Source organism: uncultured Dysgonomonas sp. (assembly GCF_900079725.1).
Classification (GTDB): Bacteria; Bacteroidota; Bacteroidia; order Bacteroidales; family Dysgonomonadaceae; genus Dysgonomonas.
This window is the reverse complement of record NZ_LT599032.1, coordinates 3,567,983-3,591,101: the sequence shown is the minus strand read 5'-3', so window position 1 is coordinate 3,591,101 and position 23,119 is coordinate 3,567,983. Positions and strand designations below refer to the sequence as shown.

General features: G+C 40.1%; 14 protein-coding genes. 9 read left to right on the top strand and 5 right to left on the bottom strand.

The genetic code is table 11. The annotated features are described in order from the left end of the window. Positions 1 to 124: 124 nt before the first annotated feature. The 4 genes from QZL88_RS15085 to QZL88_RS15070 form a co-directional block, all read right to left on the bottom strand. Positions 125 to 307: a hypothetical protein gene (locus tag QZL88_RS15085; protein WP_296942415.1), complete on the bottom strand. Its 183-nt coding sequence runs from the start codon at positions 305 to 307 to the stop codon at positions 125 to 127. 294 nt (positions 308 to 601) lie between these two features. Then, positions 602 to 1,858 carry a DUF2264 domain-containing protein gene (locus QZL88_RS15080; RefSeq protein WP_296942413.1) on the bottom strand — a complete coding sequence of 419 codons (1,257 nt, stop codon included), beginning with the start codon at positions 1,856 to 1,858 and terminating at the stop codon, positions 602 to 604. Positions 1,859 to 1,869: 11 nt separating this feature from the next. After that, on the bottom strand, positions 1,870 to 2,925 hold the full coding sequence (locus QZL88_RS15075) for a glycoside hydrolase family 88 protein (protein WP_296945093.1): 1,056 nt from the start codon (positions 2,923 to 2,925) through the stop codon (positions 1,870 to 1,872). 287 nt (positions 2,926 to 3,212) lie between these two features. Continuing rightward, positions 3,213 to 6,317, bottom strand: a complete 3,105-nt coding sequence (locus tag QZL88_RS15070) for a glycoside hydrolase family 2 TIM barrel-domain containing protein (protein WP_296942411.1) — start codon at positions 6,315 to 6,317, stop codon at positions 3,213 to 3,215. A 281-nt stretch (positions 6,318 to 6,598) separates the two neighbouring features. Here QZL88_RS15070 and QZL88_RS15065 point away from each other — a divergent pair, with 281 nt between their 5' ends. Further along, positions 6,599 to 10,666 carry a hybrid sensor histidine kinase/response regulator transcription factor gene (locus tag QZL88_RS15065; RefSeq protein WP_296942408.1) on the top strand — a complete coding sequence of 1,356 codons (4,068 nt, stop codon included), beginning with the start codon at positions 6,599 to 6,601 and terminating at the stop codon, positions 10,664 to 10,666. A 182-nt stretch (positions 10,667 to 10,848) separates the two neighbouring features. Here the strand turns inward: QZL88_RS15065 and QZL88_RS15060 are convergent, their stop codons facing one another. Next, positions 10,849 to 12,750 carry a family 43 glycosylhydrolase gene (locus QZL88_RS15060; RefSeq protein WP_296942406.1) on the bottom strand — a complete coding sequence of 634 codons (1,902 nt, stop codon included), beginning with the start codon at positions 12,748 to 12,750 and terminating at the stop codon, positions 10,849 to 10,851. Positions 12,751 to 13,771: 1,021 nt separating this feature from the next. On the opposite strand from QZL88_RS15060, the gene proS reads away from it, so the two are divergent. From proS to xylA, 8 genes are all read left to right on the top strand, one after another. Next, positions 13,772 to 15,253 (top strand): proline--tRNA ligase, encoded by a 1,482-nt coding sequence (gene proS, locus QZL88_RS15055; protein WP_296942404.1) that lies wholly within the window; start codon positions 13,772 to 13,774, stop codon positions 15,251 to 15,253. A 244-nt stretch (positions 15,254 to 15,497) separates the two neighbouring features. Then, on the top strand, positions 15,498 to 15,902 hold the full coding sequence (locus QZL88_RS15050; RefSeq protein ID WP_296945091.1) for a DUF3836 domain-containing protein: 405 nt from the start codon (positions 15,498 to 15,500) through the stop codon (positions 15,900 to 15,902). A gap of 302 nt (positions 15,903 to 16,204) precedes the next feature. Continuing rightward, on the top strand, positions 16,205 to 16,651 hold the full coding sequence (locus QZL88_RS15045; RefSeq protein WP_296942402.1) for a DUF3836 domain-containing protein: 447 nt from the start codon (positions 16,205 to 16,207) through the stop codon (positions 16,649 to 16,651). Positions 16,652 to 16,777: 126 nt separating this feature from the next. Continuing rightward, positions 16,778 to 17,620 carry a patatin family protein gene (locus tag QZL88_RS15040; protein WP_296942400.1) on the top strand — a complete coding sequence of 281 codons (843 nt, stop codon included), beginning with the start codon at positions 16,778 to 16,780 and terminating at the stop codon, positions 17,618 to 17,620. Between the two features lie 248 nt (positions 17,621 to 17,868). Continuing rightward, the gene (locus tag QZL88_RS15035; protein ID WP_296942398.1) at positions 17,869 to 18,585 is read left to right on the top strand and encodes an NUDIX domain-containing protein; all 717 of its coding nucleotides are present in this window, start codon (positions 17,869 to 17,871) and stop codon (positions 18,583 to 18,585) included. Between the two features lie 80 nt (positions 18,586 to 18,665). Further along, positions 18,666 to 20,144: an FGGY family carbohydrate kinase gene (locus tag QZL88_RS15030; RefSeq protein ID WP_296942396.1), complete on the top strand. Its 1,479-nt coding sequence runs from the start codon at positions 18,666 to 18,668 to the stop codon at positions 20,142 to 20,144. 124 nt (positions 20,145 to 20,268) lie between these two features. Continuing rightward, entirely contained in the window at positions 20,269 to 21,684 is a 1,416-nt protein-coding gene (locus QZL88_RS15025; RefSeq protein WP_296942393.1) for a glycoside hydrolase family 30 protein, read from the top strand. A 43-nt stretch (positions 21,685 to 21,727) separates the two neighbouring features. After that, positions 21,728 to 23,056, top strand: coding sequence for a xylose isomerase (gene xylA, locus QZL88_RS15020; RefSeq protein WP_296942391.1), 1,329 nt, complete (start codon positions 21,728 to 21,730; stop codon positions 23,054 to 23,056). Positions 23,057 to 23,119 lie beyond the last annotated feature (63 nt).

The following is a 23,119-nucleotide window of genomic DNA, read 5'->3' as shown; positions in this document are numbered from 1 at the left end:
AGTAATTAAGTAATTAAATAAGTAATAGGTTAGTTTTTTCTCTTACGATTGATCTGCTATAGTATTCATATGAAACCAGTATGACTAAAAAAATACAGGAAACCCCTATTCCGGATATTTTTCCCTATCCGGAATAAGAGTTTCCTGTATCAAATAATATAATAAGATGTGATAATCCTGAGAAGAATTGTTGCTCCGGACTATAAATTCGTTTATTTTTATTATATTCTCTCTCTCTCTCTCTCTCTCTCTCTCTCTCTCTCTCTCTCTCTCTCTCTCTCTCTAGCAAAACACAGTTAATATCCAAATTTTCAGAAGAAAAAATGGGATAATTTGTTGTTATATTTTTGGTTTTACAATACATAAAATCAGAATTGTGTTTTACATTAAGAGTATTATTAATTTATGGTATTTTCTGAATTCTAAACAGAATATCGTAATTCATCCGGCTTTAATCAGACTGGACTTTTGTTGTGAATTATTTTTCCCATGGTGGTTTAGATAATAGTTAAGTAAGCAATAGCAAAATTGATAATTAATAAAGGTTTCCATAAGGGTAATTTCATTCAAAAAGGATGAAATTTGGTTCTTTTCTACATTTTTAATCCCTTATTGCATGGTCTTTAGGGAATGATTGTCCGCTCCATGCTTTCTTTTCTGTCCAGTCCTGAGCCGGGGAAGTCCAGAAAGAATGGCTGGCCGGCAAACCCAGAGGAAGAAATACTTCTGTCGTCAGATATAAACTTCCATTATTGGTATACCAATCGGCCAAATCGGGTTGATGTCCCGCAAAACCCAACTGCAAGAAACCTCCCTTATTGAAGTTTCCTTCCATAGAGAACATACGCTTCATAACACATGTTAACGCATTACGCACTTGACCCTCAGGTAACTCTTCCGGCAAATATTCTTTCCATGACAATAAAGCCAGTGGTTGAAACGCACCCATACGGTAAGTCATAGAGCGGCCAAACGCAGGGAATGTAGCTTCTGGCGAAATAAAACGTTCGAGTATGATGCCAAAACGTTGCATGCGTTTTTTTGCCGTGTCGAGATTCTTTTGCACTACAGCCAGATTCTTGTCGCGCAACCTGATCTGACGGTCAACAAGTACTTCCAGTACCTGTACATACATAGGCTGGATTACAAAACTGTTGTAATAGTCGAATGCAAAATGTGAGCCATCCGAGTACCAGCCATCTCCCACATACCATTCTTCAATCTTGCGTATAGCACTGTGGATACGGTACATATCGCATTGCGCATCTACCGAGAGTAAGAATGATTCTACCATTGCCGAAAACAAAAGCCAGTTTGTATAAGGAGGGTCGATACGGCGCAATTGCTGAAATTCTTCAATATATCTTTTCTTCGTCAAGTCATCCAAAGGCTCCCATAGCTGCTTAGGTGCACGCAAAAAACTGGAAGCGATATATGCAGCATCTACCAATGGTTGTCCTTCATTGCGCCACAATAGATAATCCGGGCTGGCAGGATCTACAGCCTGCGCATAACTTTTAAGCGCCCATTCGCGTAATTGTTTCCGCTGCTTACCTTCAGCAGTATCATCATCCGGCAAGCTAAGCCATGGCGCCAATCCGGACATCAGACGACCAAAGCATTCCATGTATGAAACACGTTTGTCGCGCCCATCCCATGTAGGGCTTAATTCCAGTTCCATATTCTTAGACAACTCACCTTTGCTCATATTACTAAGAACAGGCGAGGCTATTTTGTAAAGCATATCTGTCCAGTAAGTACGGTCATTTGGCACCTCTTCTTTCCGATTCATATTTGCATATGATGGTAAAGAAAAGAGGATTGTAAGTATCAGTAGTGTATATATTTTGTTTTTCATAAGTATAAAATTTATTTTAAGTATTTGGCCATCTCTGTAGCAGCCAGAAGGAATGCCCCTACTCCGAAATCGGCTGTTGTATCAGGCCCTACATTTTTATGCTGGTCGGCCCTTTCACCTATAGGTTGTACATATCCTATCGAGCCATTAGGTTGCAAAGCTGTTTCTGTCAGATATTTCCAACTCTGATCAATTATCGGTTTATAAGTATTCTCATCCAATATTTTATTGTTCACTCCCCATAGAAAACCATAGGCAAAAAATGCTGTTCCACTGGTTTCATATCCAGGCGCTTGTTCCTGATCAAGCATGCTACGGCTCCAGAAACCTTCTTTCTGCTGACAGGCAGCTATAGCCTTTGCCATATCTTGATAGATCTGTATATATTCGCCTCTGTGCGGATTGTCGTGCGGTAAGTCTGCCAGCACTCTGGGGATAGCTGCAAAAACCCATCCGTTACCCCTTGCCCAAAAATCTTTCAATCCTTTGTTTGTCTTATGCTTCGGAAAGATATATTTGGCATCACGGTAAAACAGGGAGCTTTCTTTGTCATACATTAAGTCGCGGGCATATGCAAAATATTCGTATAACTTATCCAGATATTGCTGATCTCCCGTTATCTTATATAGCCGTGTCATCACAGGCATTACCATATACAATCCGTCGGCCCACCACCAGTAATCTACATGAGGTGTAGACATCTGGTATTTCATCACTTCTTTAGCACGGGCTATTTTCATCTCATCTTTTACTTCATCCAGATTATATAAATCTATGTACACCTGAAAACAAGTCTGAAAGTCTCCGAACAGTACATACTCATCCGTTTCTCCGTAAGAGTATTTCCATTCCGGTTTATTATCGGATTTTGCACCCTTCCATTCATTTTTCTCCGACCATGCTTTTGAATACGCTTTATATTCTTCTATACCGGTGATTTCATAGGCAGCCATATTTCCTGTATGGTATGCCGCCCTGTGCCAGAAAGAATTTTCATGCCCGGGATGAGTAGACTGCCAATGATTGTTTACTTTCTTGATTAATTCTACGACTTCCGTTTTAGTCATTGTATTGTCAGAAGTACTCTCATTTATTTTATTGGCATTCCCCACGCATGATGCATATATAAAAAAGAATGGCAACAAGAGGTATAGTTTTCTTTTCATGGTGTAATTATATACTTAGATTTTTCACACATTTCATTAGTACAAAAGTGTCTAAGAATATTCTAACTAAGAGGATTCAATTAGGTCAAAAAGGGGGGATATTTGGTTCAGAATTAAAAATCACCCATAAAAAAACCTTGCCTGAAAAGAATTTCGGGCAAGGTCTGTTATCTATTACTCTAATCTATTTATTTCAGAACGCTGATTGTATAGCTATATGTGTATTCTTTATCAAAGAATCTGTATGGTGACAGCGGACTTGCACCCCATGAATTCAATCCGGCTACTCCACGCTGGAATAAATCGACACACAATACAGTCTCGTTACGCGGTAGAATATCGGAAGCATGTTGTTGTTTCTTGGTCATGCCCGGATCCAGATCTTCCGGCTTGTTGTTGGTCGCACTTACCGATAGCGGCTGCGCACCCGTAACTTTAATACCTTTACCATCTTTATTCTTCAATGTCAGCCAACGAACATCTGTCTTATTTCCTGTCTCTTGCGGACGGTAATATGCAAAGGCCTGTTCTTCAACCTTGCCATTCCAGACACCCATGAATGTATCGTGGTTACGGTCTATATAATTTTCCCACGGCCCACGTCCATACCATGTAAAGTCATCCACTTGCTTAGGTAGAGTCATAATCATGCCAAAACGCACCATTTCGGGAAGATCGTCTGCCAAAGCTTTATAATTAGCCGTTGTAGTAAGGCTTCCATCTTTATTTACGGTATATATCAAATCCACTTTTGCTTCAATACCTTTCAGCTTAGCTTCGTAATTAACTGTAATACCGCCATTAACCTCTTGCGACCCTTTGAACGTATATATAATATTATGTCCGGCAGCATCCCACAAACGAAGGTTGTACTGTACCCATTCACCGAAATCGTTATCGGTAGGAGCACGCCAGAAGTTCAAACGAGGAAGTTCGTTGAATACTTTCTTTCCGTCATTAGTCATAGAGAGCAAGCTGCGGCCGTCCTTAGAAGAGAATTCATAAGCCAGAGGTCCCGATGTTACGATGATTTTATCGTCTTTCTTATCTATAGACAACGATCCCGAAGCATCAGACGACTTAGCAAAATAATTATTCGAAGCAAAAGCAAATTCACCTTTAGCTACTTCAAATCCGGCTTTAATAAAAGGAGTATCTTCTTTGCTATATGCAAATAACTGAAGATAGTATTCTGTTCCGGCTTCTGCAGTTATCGCAGGGATGCTCAGTTTTAAATCTTTACGTGTATCGGCAGGTACAACGATATCGAATGTTCCCTCTCCTGCATTTTCTCCATTTTTCAGCAATACCCATTTATACGTATAATTCTTATTGGTAAGGTCGGTAAATTTGAAATCGTTGATTATGGTGATTACTCCATTATCTAAATCTTTAGCTTCGAATAAGATATTCTGATATACTTTCTTGACAATGTGGGTATGTGGTATATAGTTCTGATCGGGACTGATAATACCATCTGCCACAAAGTTACCGTCGTTCATCTTATTGTATCCTTTCAGATCGCCACCGTATGCCCAATAGAAACGATCCTGCTCATCCTTAGCCGGATATCCGTGATTGTACCATTCCCAGATAAAACCACCCTGCATATTTTTGCTTGAACGCATCAAATCCCAATATTCCTGAAAGTTACCCATACTATTACCCATTGCATGCGCATACTCGCACATGATATACGGACGACCCAAATCTTTGGCTGCGTCTCGCTTCATATTTTCCCAAGATGGGTACATATGGCATATAATATCAGTATTGCGATCTTTCTGATATGCTTGTTCATATTGTACCGGACGGCTGTTATCCCTGGCTTTAGCCCAATCATACATATCGAAGAACGCTTTGCCGTTGCTGGCTTCGTTTCCTAGCGACCAGAAGATTACCGAAGCATGATTCTTGTCTCGTTCTACTGCACGGATGATACGATCCATATGTGTGGCATGCCATTCGGGGAAGTTCGATACATTATCCGGCCCATAACCCAGACCATGTGATTCTAGATTAGCTTCGTCCACCAGATAAATACCATACTCATCGCAAAGCTTGTACCAAAGCGGTTGTTGCGGATAATGGGATGTGCGCACTGCATTTATATTCAGTTCTTTCATCAGTTGCAGGTTACGCATCATTTCTTTGTGGGTAACGACCTGTCCCGTATTTGTGTTGAACTCATGCAGATTCACTCCTTTAAAGAACACTTTTTTACCGTTGACAAAAAGTTGTCCGTCTTTTATTTCAATCTTACGGAATCCTATTTTGTGTGAAGTTGCCTCCACCACATTGCCTTTACTATCCTTCAATGTAATCAGCATAGTATAAAGGTTCGGTGTTTCGGCTGTCCATTTCAACGGATTTGATACATTTCCTGAGAATAAAAGGTCGCTAGTATTCTCTGCCGGAATAGTTGCTTTCTGCGATTTTGCAAATACCTTTTTGCCGGCGTTATCAACGATTGTAACATCTACAGTCTGCGCTTGCGCTGTATTTGTATAGTTTTTCAATTTCACATCGACACTGAATACCCCATTCTTATAATTCTTATCCAAATCGGGATGCGCAAAGAAATCCCAGATGCGGGTTTGAGCAGTAGTATACAGATATACACTCCTATTGATCCCCCCCAGACGCCACATATCCTGATCTTCGATATACGATCCATCACTGAATTTATGTACTTCGCAAGCCAGTATATTTTTTCCTTTGCGTATGTATTTTGTTATATCGAATTCTGCCGGGCTTTTAGAATTTTCGGTATAACCTACTTTTTGCCCGTTTACCCATACATACATCGAATTTGTTCCTCCTTCGAAGTGAATGAACACTTTACGTCCATCCCAATTATCAGGGATATTAAATTCGTGACGGTAAGCTCCTGTCGGAGAATCTTCTCTATCTATATGGGGAGGATTCTTTGGAAAACCGAATCCGGTATTTACGTACATTGGTATACCATAACCGTTAAATTCCCAGTTACCCGGCACAGGCATGTTAACCCATTTGCTGGCATCGTAATTTTCTTTATAAAATCCTTCGGGAACCTCAGCAACCTTTGGCACCCAATAGAATTTCCACATGCCATCGAGCAACTGATAATAAGGCGAAGCCGCATAATCATCTGTCAATGCCAATTGATCGGATGGATAAGGTAGCGATGTCGCACGCGTTTCTTCCTTATTTACTGCAAAAACTTCCGGATTTTCCCAATCAGGGATGTTATTCTGGGCAAAAAGACCTGAGCACAGAAACACTGAAAGTAAAAAGAGTGTTTTTTTCATGTTTTAGCTTTTGATTGTTATATATAAGAGATTATCTTGCAATGCCACAAATATAGAGAAAGCCGGGGGTAGAGTCAAAGTTTACTTTGAGTAGCCGAGGCGCATCTTATATTCTACAAATATAATGAAAACAGAACCGCACGAAGGTATACAAATCATTCATATAGGGTAAAAATAGTTCCATTTTCTCAAAAAAAGCACTTTTAACTATTTATTGGTGTAAAAATAACAATTATTCTTTTTAATATTGTATTTACTAAAACCTAATACCGAAATTAAACATGTTTTACTGCTTAAAACGACACCGGCTATATTTATTATTATTTGCTTTTGTTTTTCTGAACATAGAGGCAAAACAAATATCCGTAAAGCCAATTCCTTTAATAAGCCAATTACCATCCAATTCTGTCCGCAGAATACATCAGGACAAAGAGGGCTTTATGTGGTTTGGTACACTAGACGGACTATGCAGATATGATGGATATCGCATACTGACCTTCCGTTCCAACCTGAACAACCCCAATTTAATCGCGAGCAATGATATTTCCTGTCTGGCTGAAGATAAAAACAACCGCTTGTGGATAGGAACACGCAGCGGGATAAACATTCTGGATAAAAAGACATATATAATTACGCCACTGGAAGATAAGGAAGTCCGGAATCAAAATATAGAAACAATTCTGGTCACATCCGACGGCCATATATGGGTAGGAACACGAAGTACTGTCTTATGCTATAATCCGGATTTAACACTAAAGAAGAAATACAATAATGAACTCCCATCTACAAACATCAATTCTATCTACGAAGCCCCCGACGGTACTCTGTGGGTAGCACTATGGAGGAATGGCATATACAGATACAATCCTAAAGATGATACATTCAAACATTATCCTCAGATTGGAAGCGGGAACAACCCCTTCAGAATATATCAGGATAACAGGAAGCAATATTGGGTTTGTACATGGGGCAATGGATTATATCTGTTCAATCCTGAGAAAGAAGGAGATGAGATGTATGTCCGGCAAGAGGTTTTCAACAAGGAAAGGCAACTGGCTGAAGATACATTTTTCAGCATTGTACAGGACGACAAATACGGATACGTCTGGGTGATGTCTATTTCAGGACTGCATGCTTTCGAATATGATAAGGATGGCAAACTAAAAAACATTGATGTATCTTACCTCTTCAAGGAATCTAATAATATATACAGCGAGATAATAAAAGACCGGACAGGCAACTTATGGATAGCAACATTTAGCGAAGGGGTGCTTACAATCAATTTCGACCGCCCTGTCATTAAAAACTACTCTATCTTATCTATCAAGGAACGAACAGGAATAACACCAAACATAACTGCTATCTATGGAGATGGAGATGGAGACATTTGGGTAAATCAGAACCGATGGGGCTTAGGGATATTCAATCCTGAAAAGAACAGCATACGTTTATATTCGGATTACCCCCAATTGAAAAATCTTCCGATACTGAGTAATGTTAGTTGCATCTCTCAGTTTCGCTCCATTCCGGAAGAAATATGGGTAGGGCCTGAAAACGAAGCAAGGATTTACTGTATGAAGAAGGATAAAGACAATATTATCATTTCCAGAAGTATCGACTTATCAACCATTGCTTCAGACGCAGGCAACCCCCGTATATTTTTCGAAGACCGGAATAATAATATCTGGATAGTAACCTCTACAGGTCTTCTTATTAAGCCGTATAATAAAGAAAATATAGAAGCGGTAAACTTTTCCCTCGGTACTATTTCGGGAATAACCGAAGACACAAGAGGTACGATCTGGATCAGTAGCAAAAACTCCGGAATATCTCAAATACCGATGACCGGAAACTATCAGGCCGGAAAGCTCCAGATAAAGAATTTCAACAAAGAAGGAAACAATCTGCCGAGCAATAACATAGAATCCATCTGTGCCGATATAAACGGTAAAGTATGGCTGGGTACCAAAGAGGGCAGTATCATTGCCTATGATCTCATCAGTCAGCAATTCAAAGATGTATCCGAATCGCTGAAGATGACCGGCGAAGCTATACTTAATATTGTCACCGACAACTTCGGGCACGTATGGGTATCTACCAATAAGCGTGTTACCGAGTACAATCCTGAAAACGGAGCCTCTAAGAATTATTCCGGTACCGACGGGGTTATTGTCAATTCATTCCTCATCAATTCTTATTTCAAGAATAAAGATGGTAAAATATTCTTTGGAGGAAATAAGGGGATTTCGGTATTTACTCCATCCGAAACTTTATCCGAACAAGCTAAACAAACCCGGACTTTCATTACTGATATAAAGATCAACAACTCTTCTGTTTTTCAGGGAAATAAGAATCTGCGATTCAACATAATTTCGCAATCCCTGACTTTCGAGCCTGACGATAAGAATATCGAGATTGATTTTTCATCCCTCGATTACACATTCCCTTCTAAGATACAGTACGCCTATAAGATGGAAGGAGTAGACGACGACTGGGTTTATACGGAAAATGACCGCCAGTTTGCAATATATAACCAACTCAGTAAAGGTTCGCATACATTCTATATCAAAGCCACAGATGAAAACAGGCTCTGGAGCAGCGAAGTCACACAACTTAAGATATATAAACGCCCTGCATTCTATGAAACATGGTGGGCATACACCATATACCTTATCTTATTACTCGCTGCGATCTACTGGACATACAGAATTATAAAGAACAGGATAAGGCTTCGCAATGAACTGAAAATAGCGCAGATAGAAAAAGATAAGTCCGAAGAGCTCACACAAACCAAGCTCCGTTACTTTACCAACATCTCGCATGATTTCCTCACGCCATTGACCATTATATCCTGCCTAATTGACGATGCGGAAATCACATACAAAAGTAAGATCACACAGTTCGACACGATGCGATCGAGCGTAAACCGTCTGAGACGGCTTTTACAGCAAGTGCTAGACTTCAGGAAAGTGGAAAGTGGAAATATGAAACTCAAGATATCACAGGGAGAGGTTGTTACATTTATACGGGATATATGTTATACTAATTTCCTTCCGCTGATGAAGAAAAAAGATATCGAGTTCTCTTTCAGTTCCCAGCCGAACCATATACAGGGATACTTCGATGCGGATAAGATAGATAAAGTAGTATTCAATATGTTATCCAATGCATATAAATACACCCCCCGAAACGGAAAGGTAGAAATAAGCCTGAACAAATACCAGAGGAACAATCACCCATACCTGCAAATAAGGATAAGTGATACCGGAGTAGGAATAGCCAAAGAAGACCAGGCGGATATATTCACCCGCTTCTATACCAACAAGATGACTGAAGCCAGCGACACAAACGGCATAGGGTTATCTCTTACGAAAGATCTTGTAGACCTGCATCACGGAACTATAAGTGTAGAAAGTGAAATAGATGTCGGAACTACATTCACAATAGATATCCCGATAGACAAAGAAAGCTATAACGATTCGGAGATGGGTAAATCGGATCAGGTCATTGTATATGAAAAGAATATAGACCTGATGTCATTGGATGAACCTTCCGGTGAGGATATAAATACAAGCAATCAGGAAATTAAAGAACGTACGACCGTATTACTGGTAGAGGACAACGAAGAATTACTGACCCTTATCGGCAATATACTGTCAAAACACTATCATGTACTCACTGCGCCCAATGGCGTGGAAGCATTGGACCGTGTGAAAGACAACAATATAGACATTGTAATCAGCGACGTCATGATGCCCCGTATGGACGGGTTGGAACTTTGCCGCAGATTGAAGAAAGATCTCGAAACCAGCCATATTCCAGTAATATTACTAACTGCCAAAAACAGCGCGGACGACCGCATAGAATGCTATAATGCCGGTGCGGACGGATATATATCTAAACCTTTTGAACTTAAAGTATTGGAAGCCCGCATCAATAATTTCCTTACAAACAAGAAGGACAAGCAAAAAGAATTCAAGACAGATGTGGAGATAAACATCTCTACGCTCGAATACCCGTCTATAGATGAGCAGTTCCTCAATAATGCAATAAAGATAATAGAGGAGCATCTGTCCGAACCCGAGTTCGATGTCAATACATTTGCCGAGCATCTCAACATGTCTAAGTCTTCCCTGTACCGTAAAATAAAGACGATGACTGGGCTTGCACCTATCGAGTTTATCCGCAATATCAGGCTGAAGCATGCCTGCCAGATGTTGAAGGACAAGTCCATATCCATATCCGAGGTCGCCTATTCGGTAGGCTTCTCAGACCCTAAGTACTTCACATCGTGCTTCAAACTGGAATTCAATCTAACGCCTAGCGATTTCCAACGAAATGCAGGGTAATAAACCAAAAGGCCGGAATAGCACGTAACCCAATCATGCTATCCGGCCTTTACCTTAAAAGCCTAAAAACCAGAAAAACCTATAGTATAATTTCAGATTTCAAAATTTCAAGTCATTGATTTTCATTATTTTGAAATCTTAAAACTTGACTTAAAAATCGGCGTAAGCCAAATCTTGAAATTTTATAACGTCGGGACTACCGCTTTGATACTGCCGTCCGCATTAAATTCCATTTTATCGATACATACTTCCCTGTGAAAACCTGCCGCATCGCCCATCTTTATCCCGTTCGGACGGTTGAAACGATGATATACGATATACCACTCATCCTTTCCCGGTATTTGCAGTACCGAATTATGACCCGTTCCATAAATACCTTTAGCTGCATCTTTTGCCAGGATCAGATTATTTTCGGGGATAGTGATAACTCCTGTAGGTGATGTGGAAGTACCATACCTTACCCGGTAATTTTCGCTCCGGGTATCGTCTTCCGACCAAAGGAAGTAATACGTCCCCTTTCTATAAAAGACCGAGATAGCCTCACGGAATGTCTTATCAGGGGTGCGTACCTGAACAGTTTCCTTCTTTACAGATACCATATCTTTGTTCAGTTCTGCCACAGCCATATATCCATTACCCCAATAGAGATAACTCTTGCCCGTCTTCGGATCGGTAAATACATCGGGGTCTATCTCCTGCCCGCCTTTCACCCCTTCCGGCCTGAAATCGATCAATGCTTTACCCGAATCTACAAACGGACCTGCCGGATCATCGGCAACAGCCACCCCGATCTTCTGCGCGGCAGTGAAATAATAGTAATATTTATATTTACCATCTACCTTCTTCTCCTCAATACACGGAGCCCATGCATTCCTGTTGGCCCACGAAACATCTTTTTTCAGGTCGAGTATTACACCTTCATCTTTCCAATCTTTCAGGTTGTCAGAAGAGAATGTCTTAAAGTAGTAACCACCCCAGCCATCGAATCCGTCGCTGGTAGGATAGATATAGTATTTCTTTGTTTTGTTAGAATATATAATATCAGGGTCGGCATAGTAGCCCGTAAGCACCGGATTATTTCCTATCGAGGGAAAACCTTCCGGCATGCCCCATTTAGCAGTCAATGCCTTTAGTTCGTGACGTGTCACAGGAATAACCGAACCATGGCGGGGATGGAAATCCATCGATATCTCATGGTCTATAATACTGAAATTCTCCAGATCAGTACTTTCACAGAACTGATATTTGCCTTTCATATATACGTCATACATCAATATATAAGTATCTGTATTTATCAGCCTGAACACACTTGAGCCTTCTACTGCATCGGTAGTCTGTTGCTTATAACCTTCATGCTCCGCCCATTTGCCGGAAGTCAGCGAGTTGGTCGTAGCCAGTTTTATACCATTGCCGTGTCCTTCAGTTTTGTAAAACATATAGAAAGTACCGTCTTTCAGGATAATATCCCCGTCTATACACGACTTTCCGTTCTCAGGAAAGAACAACTGTTTCGGTTCTCCCTCAAAATCGGTAAAGCCTGCATTTGCATAGGCATAATATATAATATCCTGTCCGTCGCCATGCTTCATAGACCAGTAAACCATATATTTCTTTGCTTCAGGATCATAAATGGTTTGCGGTGCCCATACCCGTTTCAGGTCTTCCTGTCCCGTATATTTATTTTGAATATTTACGATGTTCGACGACCAGTTTACCAGATCCGTCGACTTCAAAAGGATCATTGCCCGGTTCGAATCCCAGCCTTTCGACGATGTCATATCCGTCACCACCATATAAAAGGTCTTTCCATCCTCACATCTCAATATATGCGGATCGCGGACACCTCCTGTCGAACTGATTATTTTGGAATCAATTACCGGCTTATTGCCATTCAACGATTTATAATTATATCCATCCGCACTGATGGCAAAATGGATCGCCTCTTCTTCTACCTTATTTCCTGTAAAATAAGCAAACAGATAAGCTACATAGTCTTTTTCCACAGCTCCCGATTTGTACTCCTGAGCATAAGAGGGTATAAACAGAACTGAAATAAAAAGACAAATTAAAAATTTAGATTTCATGGTTTTCATTCGCGTAATAAAATGATGTTTTAATTCAAGTTCAAATATCTATAATATATCCCATAATCAGGGGTGAAAAATCGTTCAAATAAAGACTGTAAATAAGCTAATATAAAAAAAGGTAACACATGAAACAATTAATAATTAAGAATGAATAATTAATAATTTCCTTGTCATGCTGAGCAGAGCGAAGCATATAGTCAGCTCGCAGGCAGCAACTTGCATCTTATATCTCGTCTACTCGTATCTTGTATCTCGTATCCTGTTTACTTGTAACTGTTAAAAGGTAACAAAGGTAACAGGTTTTATGGTTTTTGTAGGGGCGGAATATTTTCCGCACACAGACCTTTTTCGATTTCGGGCGGAAAATATTCCGCCCCTACAGTTACACCAAAAAGGTAACAAAGGTAACACATGTTTCAGCTTTTAGCTGATAGCTATTAGCCGTTAGCTTTAGCTATCGCATAAGTGACTTTACAGTTAACAGCCATCAGTTAACAACTTGTATCTCGTGTCTTGTCTACTCGTATCTCATATAACTTTTTAAAACTTATTACTTTTTACCCTCTCTGTAGCCTCCCTTTGGGGCAGGGCTGTTAAGTTCTATTTTTTTACCCTCTGTGTCATGTTGAACGGAGTGAAACATCTCATTTTTCAGGGTCGGGATCCTTCGTTCCTCTCAGGATGACAGCAGAAAATAACAGAACAAAGTAGAGAACTTAACAGCCCTGCCCTTTGGGGAGAAACAACGTTCGACGGAACGAAGTGTAGTCAATGGAGGGGCCCTCAATCTTTCAAAGAACTAATAGCTATCAGCTAATGGCTAAAAGCTTATACATATAGATAAAGTTTTCAAATTCTCTAAACTCTACAAGAATAATAATAAAGTAATATAATGATGACTTATCACCCACATAAGCATTATGAGTTCACCTATTAGTTTGATAAATCTGTTTACTGCATATAGTATAATTAATGCCTTTTGTTAACTTTGTAGCGATTTTGAGAAATTCAATAAAATATGGCAAAAGAACTAAAAGAACTGACTTCTAGAAGTAAGGATTACAGTCAGTGGTACCTCGATTTGGTATTGAAAGCAGACTTGGCGGAAAACTCCGCAGTGCGTGGTTGTATGGTGATCAAACCATATGGTTATGCTATTTGGGAAAAGATCCAGAGACAACTGGACGATATGTTTAAAGAAACAGGGCATGTGAATGCTTATTTCCCGCTTTTTATCCCCAAATCATTTCTTAGCAAAGAGGCCGACCACGTGGAAGGTTTTGCAAAAGAGTGTGCTGTAGTAACTCATTACCGTCTGAAGAACGATCCGGACGGGAAGGGTGTAATTGTAGACCCTGAAGCAAAACTGGAAGAGGAACTGATTGTACGTCCTACATCAGAGACTATTATATGGAATACTTACCGCAACTGGATACAGTCTTATCGTGATTTGCCTATTCTGGTGAACCAGTGGGCAAATGTTGTCCGTTGGGAAATGCGCACACGCCTGTTTCTCCGTACAGCAGAATTTCTTTGGCAGGAAGGGCATACCGCTCATGCAACCAGAGAAGAAGCAGAGGCGGAAACTATACAGATGCTGAATGTGTATGCACAATTTGCCGAAGAATATATGGCGATGCCTGTTATTAAAGGGGTAAAATCTGCGTCCGAACGCTTTGCGGGAGCTATCGACACATATACTATCGAAGCTATGATGCAGGATGGTAAAGCCTTGCAATCGGGTACATCACACTTTTTAGGCCAAAATTTCGCCAAAGCTTTCGATGTGAGGTTTGCTGATAAGGAAGGCAAGATGGACTATGTATGGGCTACATCGTGGGGAGTTTCTACCCGTCTGATAGGTGCTCTGATAATGGCGCATTCGGACGATAACGGTCTGGTGCTTCCTCCAAAGCTGGCGCCATTTCAGGTTGTAATTGTTCCCATCTATAAAGGAGATGAGCAATTGGCTCTGATCAATGAAAAGGTTGGTAGTATTGTTAAGTCTCTGAAAGCTTTAGGCATCAGTGTTAAATATGACAATGCCGATAATAAGAAACCGGGGTGGAAATTTTCGGAATATGAATTGAAGGGTGTGCCTGTACGTCTGGCAATGGGTGCGCGCGATATGGAAAACAATACCGTAGAAGTTGCCCGCCGCGATACATTGACAAAGGAGACAGTGTCGTGCGACGGCCTTGATATATACATTAAAAATTTGCTCGATGAAATTCAGGCGAATATATACAAAAAGGCCTTTGACCTTAGGGCTGCACAGACCATCACTGTCGATTCTTATGATGAATTCAAAGAAAAGATAGAAGAAGGCGTCTTCATCCTTGCCCATTGGGATGGAACAGCCGAAACAGAAGAAAAGGTAAAAGCTGAAACAAAGGCGACAATCCGCTGTATTCCACTCGAAGGGGATAAGACTCCGGGCAAGTGTATGGTGACAGGTAAGCCATCGGCTCAGCGGGTGGTATTTGCACGCGCATATTAGGCAATTATATAACTTATTCAGGCCTTTGAGATTCTGACAGCAGAATTTCAAAGGCTTTTGTTTTATTTATTTTCATGAAATGCCCAATCAAACATTAAGCAACGCGGATTGAATTCCCTCTTTTAAAAGATTTCCTTGTTTTTTTTCGAAAAGCTGTAACGTTTCACTTTTATATGCGTCATATATAATAGAAAGCGCTTCTATAAAATTCAGTAAAAGGAAATTTTAACCCAAAAAGAGTGTAATCATGAAAACGATATTTTTTTCTATTATATTAGCTGTGTTATTCTCTGTAACAAATCTATATGCAGGCGAACCCGAACCGAAAGTATTTACGAATGTAGAACCTACAGAGTGGGGTACATTGAAAGAATATACTTATTTTGATAACAGCGGTCTGCAAGCTGTCAAGAAAGAAGTTTGCAGTTACGACAAATCAGATAAGCTGTTCAATAAGACAATTTACAGGTGGGATAGTGATTTCGGATGGATTAACTTCCAGCAATATACTTACGAATACAACAATAATGGGCTGGTGGCTAAAATAGTTCGTGCCGACTGGAACAAAAAATCAAAGAGCTGGTCAGCTAATGTCAAAGAATTCATTCATACTTATAACTCCGCAGGCGAATTAGTTGCTATAAAATGATAATAAAGAGAAGTCACAACCTTTGGTAGTTATGGGAACACGCTGTCAAAGGTTTTGATTTTCCGGTGATTATCTGTTCAGAATATATTTTTTATTTTATGTAGTATGTATAACATAGTATTGTTATATGTATTTTATTATGTATTGTATATTACATTTGATTATTAGTGATTTAAATATTGTTAAATGAAATATTTTATTGAAATAATCTGTAACTATTATCATGCCGGTTGCGTCATATTAATAGAAAACGATTAAAAATCGAAAAGAAATAAATAACAATAACTATAAAAGATACAATCATGAAAACAATTATTTTAACTTCAGTCCTTACAGCTTTTTTATCAGTAACAAGTCTTTATGCAGGTGAACCTAAAACAAGAGTTTATAGCAATGAAGAAATCTCTGCAACAGGAGTCGTTAAAGAACTTATCTCGTACGATACAAAATTGGGTTGCCCAATAGACAAGGCTATATATCATTATACTCCGGACGGACTTCTTCAGAAAAAGACTCTCTATAAATGGGATAGCAATGCCGGGTGGATAGGTAGCCAGAAATATGACTATGAATGTAATGGTGACGGAAAAATTATAAATCTTATCTATACAGAGTGGAACGATAAATTGAATACCTGGTCTTGCCATTCGGAACAGCTGGTTCATATATACGACACCGAAGGGGAACTACTTGCAACAAAGCAGATACATATCAACAACGACAGCACCTATCTTATGTCCCAGAAATAAGAAATATACACTCTTTCTTTATATATAAAAGCTCTGCTCCCCGGATGAATGATGGGGGCAGGGCTTTTCCCTTTCTGTTATCCGAAAAAATATGTAATTTTAGAGATTATATCAATGTTATAACTGATGACTGACACAACGAATATAGGACTAGTACTGGAAGGCGGCGGTATGCGCGGAGTTTTTACTTGTGGTGTGCTCGACTATTTTATGGATAATGATATTACGTTTCCATATGCGATCGGGGTATCTGCCGGTGCTTGCAACGGGCTGTCTTACATGTCGAAACAGCGGGGCCGTGCCAAATACAGTAATATCGACTTGCTGGCCAAATATAAATATATAGGATTCAAGCATTATATCAAGAAGCGCAATATCATGGATTTTGACTTATTATTCCATGAGTTCCCCGATAATATTATTCCCTACGATTATGAAGCCTATTTCACTTCTCCTGCCCGTTTCGAAATGGTGACATCCAATTGCCTGACGGGAAAAGCGGAATATTACGAAGAAAAAAGCAATAAGGAACGCGTTATAGATATAGTTAAGGCCTCAAGCAGCCTGCCTCTGTTATGCCCTGTCACATATGTAGACGATATCCCGATGCTCGATGGCGGTATCTGCGATTCCGTGCCGGTTGCCCGGGCAATGGAACAAGGATACAGCAAAAACGTAGTCGTGCTTACCCGCAACAAAGGCTATCGCAAGGAAGGTAAGGATATAAAAGTACCATCTTTCATATATCGGAAATATCCGGCTATGCGTGAGGCATTAAGCAACCGGAACAGCTTGTATAATGCCCAGCTCAATTTGGTTGATAAACTGGAAGAAGAGGGGCAAATATTCGTCATTCGTCCGAAAGAACCGATATTGGTAGACCGTATCGAAAAAGATGTGGATAAACTGACTTCTTTATACGAACAGGGATATGAATGCGCAAAGGATATCTATACAATGAATATTTAAATAAAAAATACGCTTACCTTATTGTTTTTTTTAACATATATATACAAGTCGCATTGTCACTTGCAACCCCTTTTGTGCAAAAGAATACTTAATGTATAAGATACAATATGTTAGTTATTCTTATTGTACAACACACGATATTTAAATGCCAGTATTACAATTATTTACAATAATATTTTATTTTAAAATCCTTTGAAATGAAAATATTATTCGTAATTTCGTGTATCACATTCTATGATTAAGATACCATGAAAACAAATTTTATCCATACATATGTATCAGTAGACTGTGTTGTCTTTGGCTTTGAAGACGATCAGCTAAACATTCTCCTTGTTCAGCGTGGCGCTGACAAAAAAGGGGTGAAGGATCTGAAATTACCCGGAAGCCTTATATACAACGAAGAAGATGTAGACGATGCCGCTCACAGGGTTCTCTTCGAATTGACCGGGATCAAACGCATGTCATTAAAACAGTTCCGCTGTTTTGCCTCACCCGATCGCGCAAAGAATCCGAACGATGTGAAATGGCTCGACGTAGCCTATCAGCCCAATATAAACAGGCTGATAACCGTAGCTTATCTCTCCCTTTGCAAGGTGGACCGGAAGCTCAACAACATATCGAAGTATAAGCTGACAGAGTGGTGTCCTATCAACAAGTTGCCGCAAATGCCGTTCGATCACAATCAGATTGTGAAAGAATCCCTCACCGAGATACGTCAGTGGATAGAGTTCGATCCCGCAATTGTTTTCGAATTACTTCCTCAGAAATTTACAATAAGCCAGTTACATAAACTATATGAGGCTATCTACAATAAAGCGATAGATATACGCAACTTTCACAAAAAAGTTGCCGCGATGCCTTATGTTGTGGCATTGGAAGAACGGCAGAAAGATGTTTCCCATCGGGCTGCCCGCTTCTATAAATTCGATAAGAAGGAATATAATAAAAGAAAGACTAGTATCTGACAGTTAGCAGCTAGCGTTAGCAGTTAGCAGTCAACAGTAAATAGCTCATAATTCATAATTTAAACTTATAACTGAAAAACATGTATTTATTAGGTTACGACATAGGCAGTTCGTCTGTAAAAGCCTGTTTGGTAAAAGCAGATACAGGCGAGATTGTTGCTTCGGACTTCTTCCCGAAAGAAGAAATGAAAATCACAGCCGTAAAATCAGGTTGGGCAGAGCAAGACCCTGCCAACTGGTGGACAAACCTCAAACTGGCCCATCAATCGGTGATGCAAAAAGCCGAAGCTAAAGGAGAAGATATTCAGGCAATAGGTATTACATGGCAGATGCATGGATTGGTATTGGTAGATAAGGACAAGAATGTACTGCGTCCTTCCATTATCTGGTGCGATAGCCGTGCCGTGCCGTATGGAGAAAAGGCTTTTAAAGCGATTGGTGAAGAAAAATGTCTTTCTCATCTGCTCAATTCTCCAGGTAATTTTACAGCATCTAAACTGGCATGGGTAAAAGAAAACGAACCGCAAGTATTTGAAAAGATAGATAAACTGATGCTTCCCGGCGACTATATCGGCATGAAACTTACAGGAGATATTGTGGTAACTATCGAAGGTATGTCGGAAGGTATTTTCTGGGATTTCAAGACAAATGCATTATCGGAAGATGTACTCAACTATTATGGAATACCAAAAAGCTTTTTCCCTGAGATAAAACCGATATTCGGTGTACAAGGCAATGTGTCGGCTGAGGCAGCAAAGGAACTGGGACTGAAAGAAGGTACTCCAGTTTCGTACCGTGCAGGCGACCAGCCTAACAATGCCCTGTCTCTGAACGTATTCGAACCGGGTGAAATTGCATCTACGGCCGGTACATCGGGGGTTGTATACGGAGTTTTGGATCAGCTCAATTATGATAAACTGTCTCGTGTAAATACATTTGCGCATGTAAATTATACTACTGACCTGACTCGTCTTGGAGTTCTACTATGTATCAACGGTACAGGAATCCTCAATTCGTGGCTGAAACGCAATCTGGCATTGGAAGGACTTTCGTATGCAGATATGAATGATCTGGTAGCCCAATCACCTATCGGAGCCAAAGGATTAAGCATAATCCCATTTGGTAACGGAGCAGAGCGTGTACTCGAAAATCAGGATGTAAACTGTTCTATACATGGTATCAATTTCAATATACATGACAAGAAGGATGTACTCCGTGCCGCTCAGGAAGGCATCGTGTTCTCATACGAATACGGAATGGAGATAATGCGCGAAATGGGTATGAATATCCACACGATTAAAGCAGGATATGCCAATATGTTCCTTAGTCCGATTTTTGCTCAAACATTGGCTAGTGTAAGCGGTGCTACAATAGAACTCTATAATACAGATGGCGCTGCCGGAGCCGCAAAAGGCGCAGGTATCGGCATCGGACTGTACGCATCTAATAAAGAAGCCTTTGCTTCGCTTGAGAAATTGTCGGTGATAGAGCCGGATACAGCTCATAGGGCGGAATACAGGGAAGCGTATGAGCGTTGGAAAAGTCTTGTGACGAAATAATATTTAATAGTTAACTAATGAAGTCAAAGACAGCATTTAATAATACATTATTTCAATCTAACTGATTGTTGTATCTGTACTTAACAAAGTAATAAATAGGTCTGCGACCTTAGAAACAGAAATTATGAAAAAAGTATTGTGTATAATTGGACTTGTCGGTTTAGTTTGTTCATGTTCACAACCACAGCAGGTGAAATGGGTGAGTACAACACCCGATTCCTGTTTTGTAGAAAATCTTTCAATAACCATGACAGAGGCAACTGCTGAAGTTGATGTAACAATATTGACGGATAAACCTCTGCAAACCGTAGATGGTTTTGGCGGATGCTTCAATGAACTGGGATGGACCACTCTGTCAGCATTGAACGAGGCAGACCGTGACGCAGTTATAAAAGACCTGTTCAGCGAGGACGGGATGAATTTCACCCTGAACCGTATGCCCTTGGGAGCGAATGACTTTTCCCGGGACTGGTATTCGTACAACGAAACAGATAAGGATTTCGAAATGAAAAACTTTTCTATCGACAATGACAAGGAAACACTGATACCTTTCATAAAAGCTGCTCAAAAAATAAACCCCGATGTGAAAATCTGGGCATCTCCTTGGTGTCCGCCTTCGTGGATGAAGTATAATAAGCATTATGCATGTAAGCCGAACCCGAAAGTAAATGACCTGAAAGGAAGCCCTACTCAGGATCTGGAAGGAACAAATATGTTTATTCAAGAGCCTGAATATTTCAAGGCCTATGCTCTATATTTCAAGAAATTTATAGAAGCATATAAGAATGAAGGTATAAATATAGGCATGGTCGCCCCTCAGAATGAATTTAATTCATGCCAGATATTTCCGTCATGCACATGGACAGCCGCAGGGCTCAGTACATTTATAGGCGATTATCTGGGGCCGCAGATGAAAGAAATGGGAGTGGATATGATGTTTGGCACTATGGAAAGAGGAAATGCCTTATTAGTTGATACCATCATGCAGAATAAGAGTGGACAATATATTTCCCAAATCGGGTTCCAATGGGCCGGGAAAGAATCTATTGCCAAAATACACGAAACATATCCTGATATGAAACTGATGCAGACCGAAAGCGAGTGTGGCGACGGAAAGAATTCATGGGATCAATGTTTCTATATCTGGAACCTGATGAAGCATTACTTCAATAATGGTATATCCGCTTATATGTACTGGAATATCTCGCTTGATAAAGACCCTGCGAACAATCGTTGGCAATGGCCACAAAACTCATTGATTTCAGTAGATCAGGAGAATAAGACATATAAATACAACCCTGAATACTATCTGATGAAACAGTTCAGCCATTTTGTAAAACCGGGGGCAAAGCGTCTTTCTACCGCAGGTAGTTATGATAACATGCTTGCATTTCTCAATCCTGACAATTCGATTGTGGTGGTAGCTGCGAATGAAGGTGATGCCAATCAGATTTTGAAGATTAAGGTGAATGAGCAGATGATGACTGTGGATATAAAGATGAAGTCTATAAACACATTCCTGGTAGAAGCAAAGAAGTAAATTATAATATTATTATCAATCATTTTAAATAACAAATTTAATTATGGAAATTTTAAAAGGTACAAAAGAATTCTTTCCGGGAATAGGAAAAATCAAATTTGAAGGAAAAGAAAGCAAAAACCCGTTAGCTTATCGTTTCTACGATGAAAATAAAGTGGTAATGGGCAAGAGCATGAAAGACTGGATGCGCTTTGCTATGGCTTACTGGCATACATTGTGTGCTAACGGCGGTGATCCGTTCGGCGGAGCAACTATTCACCATCCGTGGAATATCGGCAATGATGCTATCAGTAATGCCAAATATAAAATGGATGCTGCTTTCGAATTCATGACTAAAATGGGAATACCATACTATTGCTTCCACGATGTAGACTTGGTCGATGCAGGCAATTCATGGACTGAGTATGAAAAGAATCTGCAAACTATCGTAGATTTTGCTAAAGAAAAACAAGCGGCATCAGGTATTAAACTCCTGTGGGGTACAGCTAACGTATTCAGCCACGAGCGTTATATGAACGGAGCTTCTACAAATCCTGACTTTAATGTTGTTGCATGCGCAGCTACTCAGGTAAAAAACGCAATCGACGCTACTATCGCTTTGGGTGGTTCTAACTATGTGTTCTGGGGTGGCCGTGAAGGTTATATGAGCTTGCTGAATACAGATATGAAACGTGAAAAAGATCACCTTGCACGCTTCCTGTCAATGTCTCGCGACTATGCCCGCAAACAAGGTTTTACCGGTACATTCCTGATTGAACCTAAGCCAATGGAGCCGACTAAGCATCAGTATGATTATGATACTGAAACTGTTATAGGATTCCTCCGTAACTATGGTTTGGATAAAGATTTCAAAGTAAATATAGAGGTTAACCATGCTACACTGGCAGGTCATACATTCGAACACGAATTGCAGGCTGCCGTCGATGCAGGGCTTTTGGGTAGTATCGATGCTAACCGTGGCGACTATCAGAACGGATGGGATACAGACCAGTTCCCTATCGACCTGTACGATCTGGCTCAGGCTTGGTTGGTATTACTTCCGGCAGGAGGTCTTGGCAATGGCGGTGTAAACTTCGATGCTAAGATCCGTCGTAATTCAACAGACAGGGATGATCTGTTCATCGCTCACATTTCAGGAATGGATGTATTTGCCCGTGGTCTTTTGATCGCTGCCGATATCCTTGAAAAATCTGATTATAAGAAACTTCGTCAGACTCGTTATGCGTCTTTCGATAATGGAGATGGTAAAGCATTCGAAGATGGTAAACTGACTCTTGAAGATTTACGCACAATTGCTCACAAAGTTGGCGAACCGCAACAGATAAGTGGTAAGCAAGAACTGTATGAAGCTATTGTAAACATGTATATTTAAAATACAGATACAAGTAAACGAGATACAAGTAAACGAGTAAGGCTTGTATCTCGTGTCTTGTCA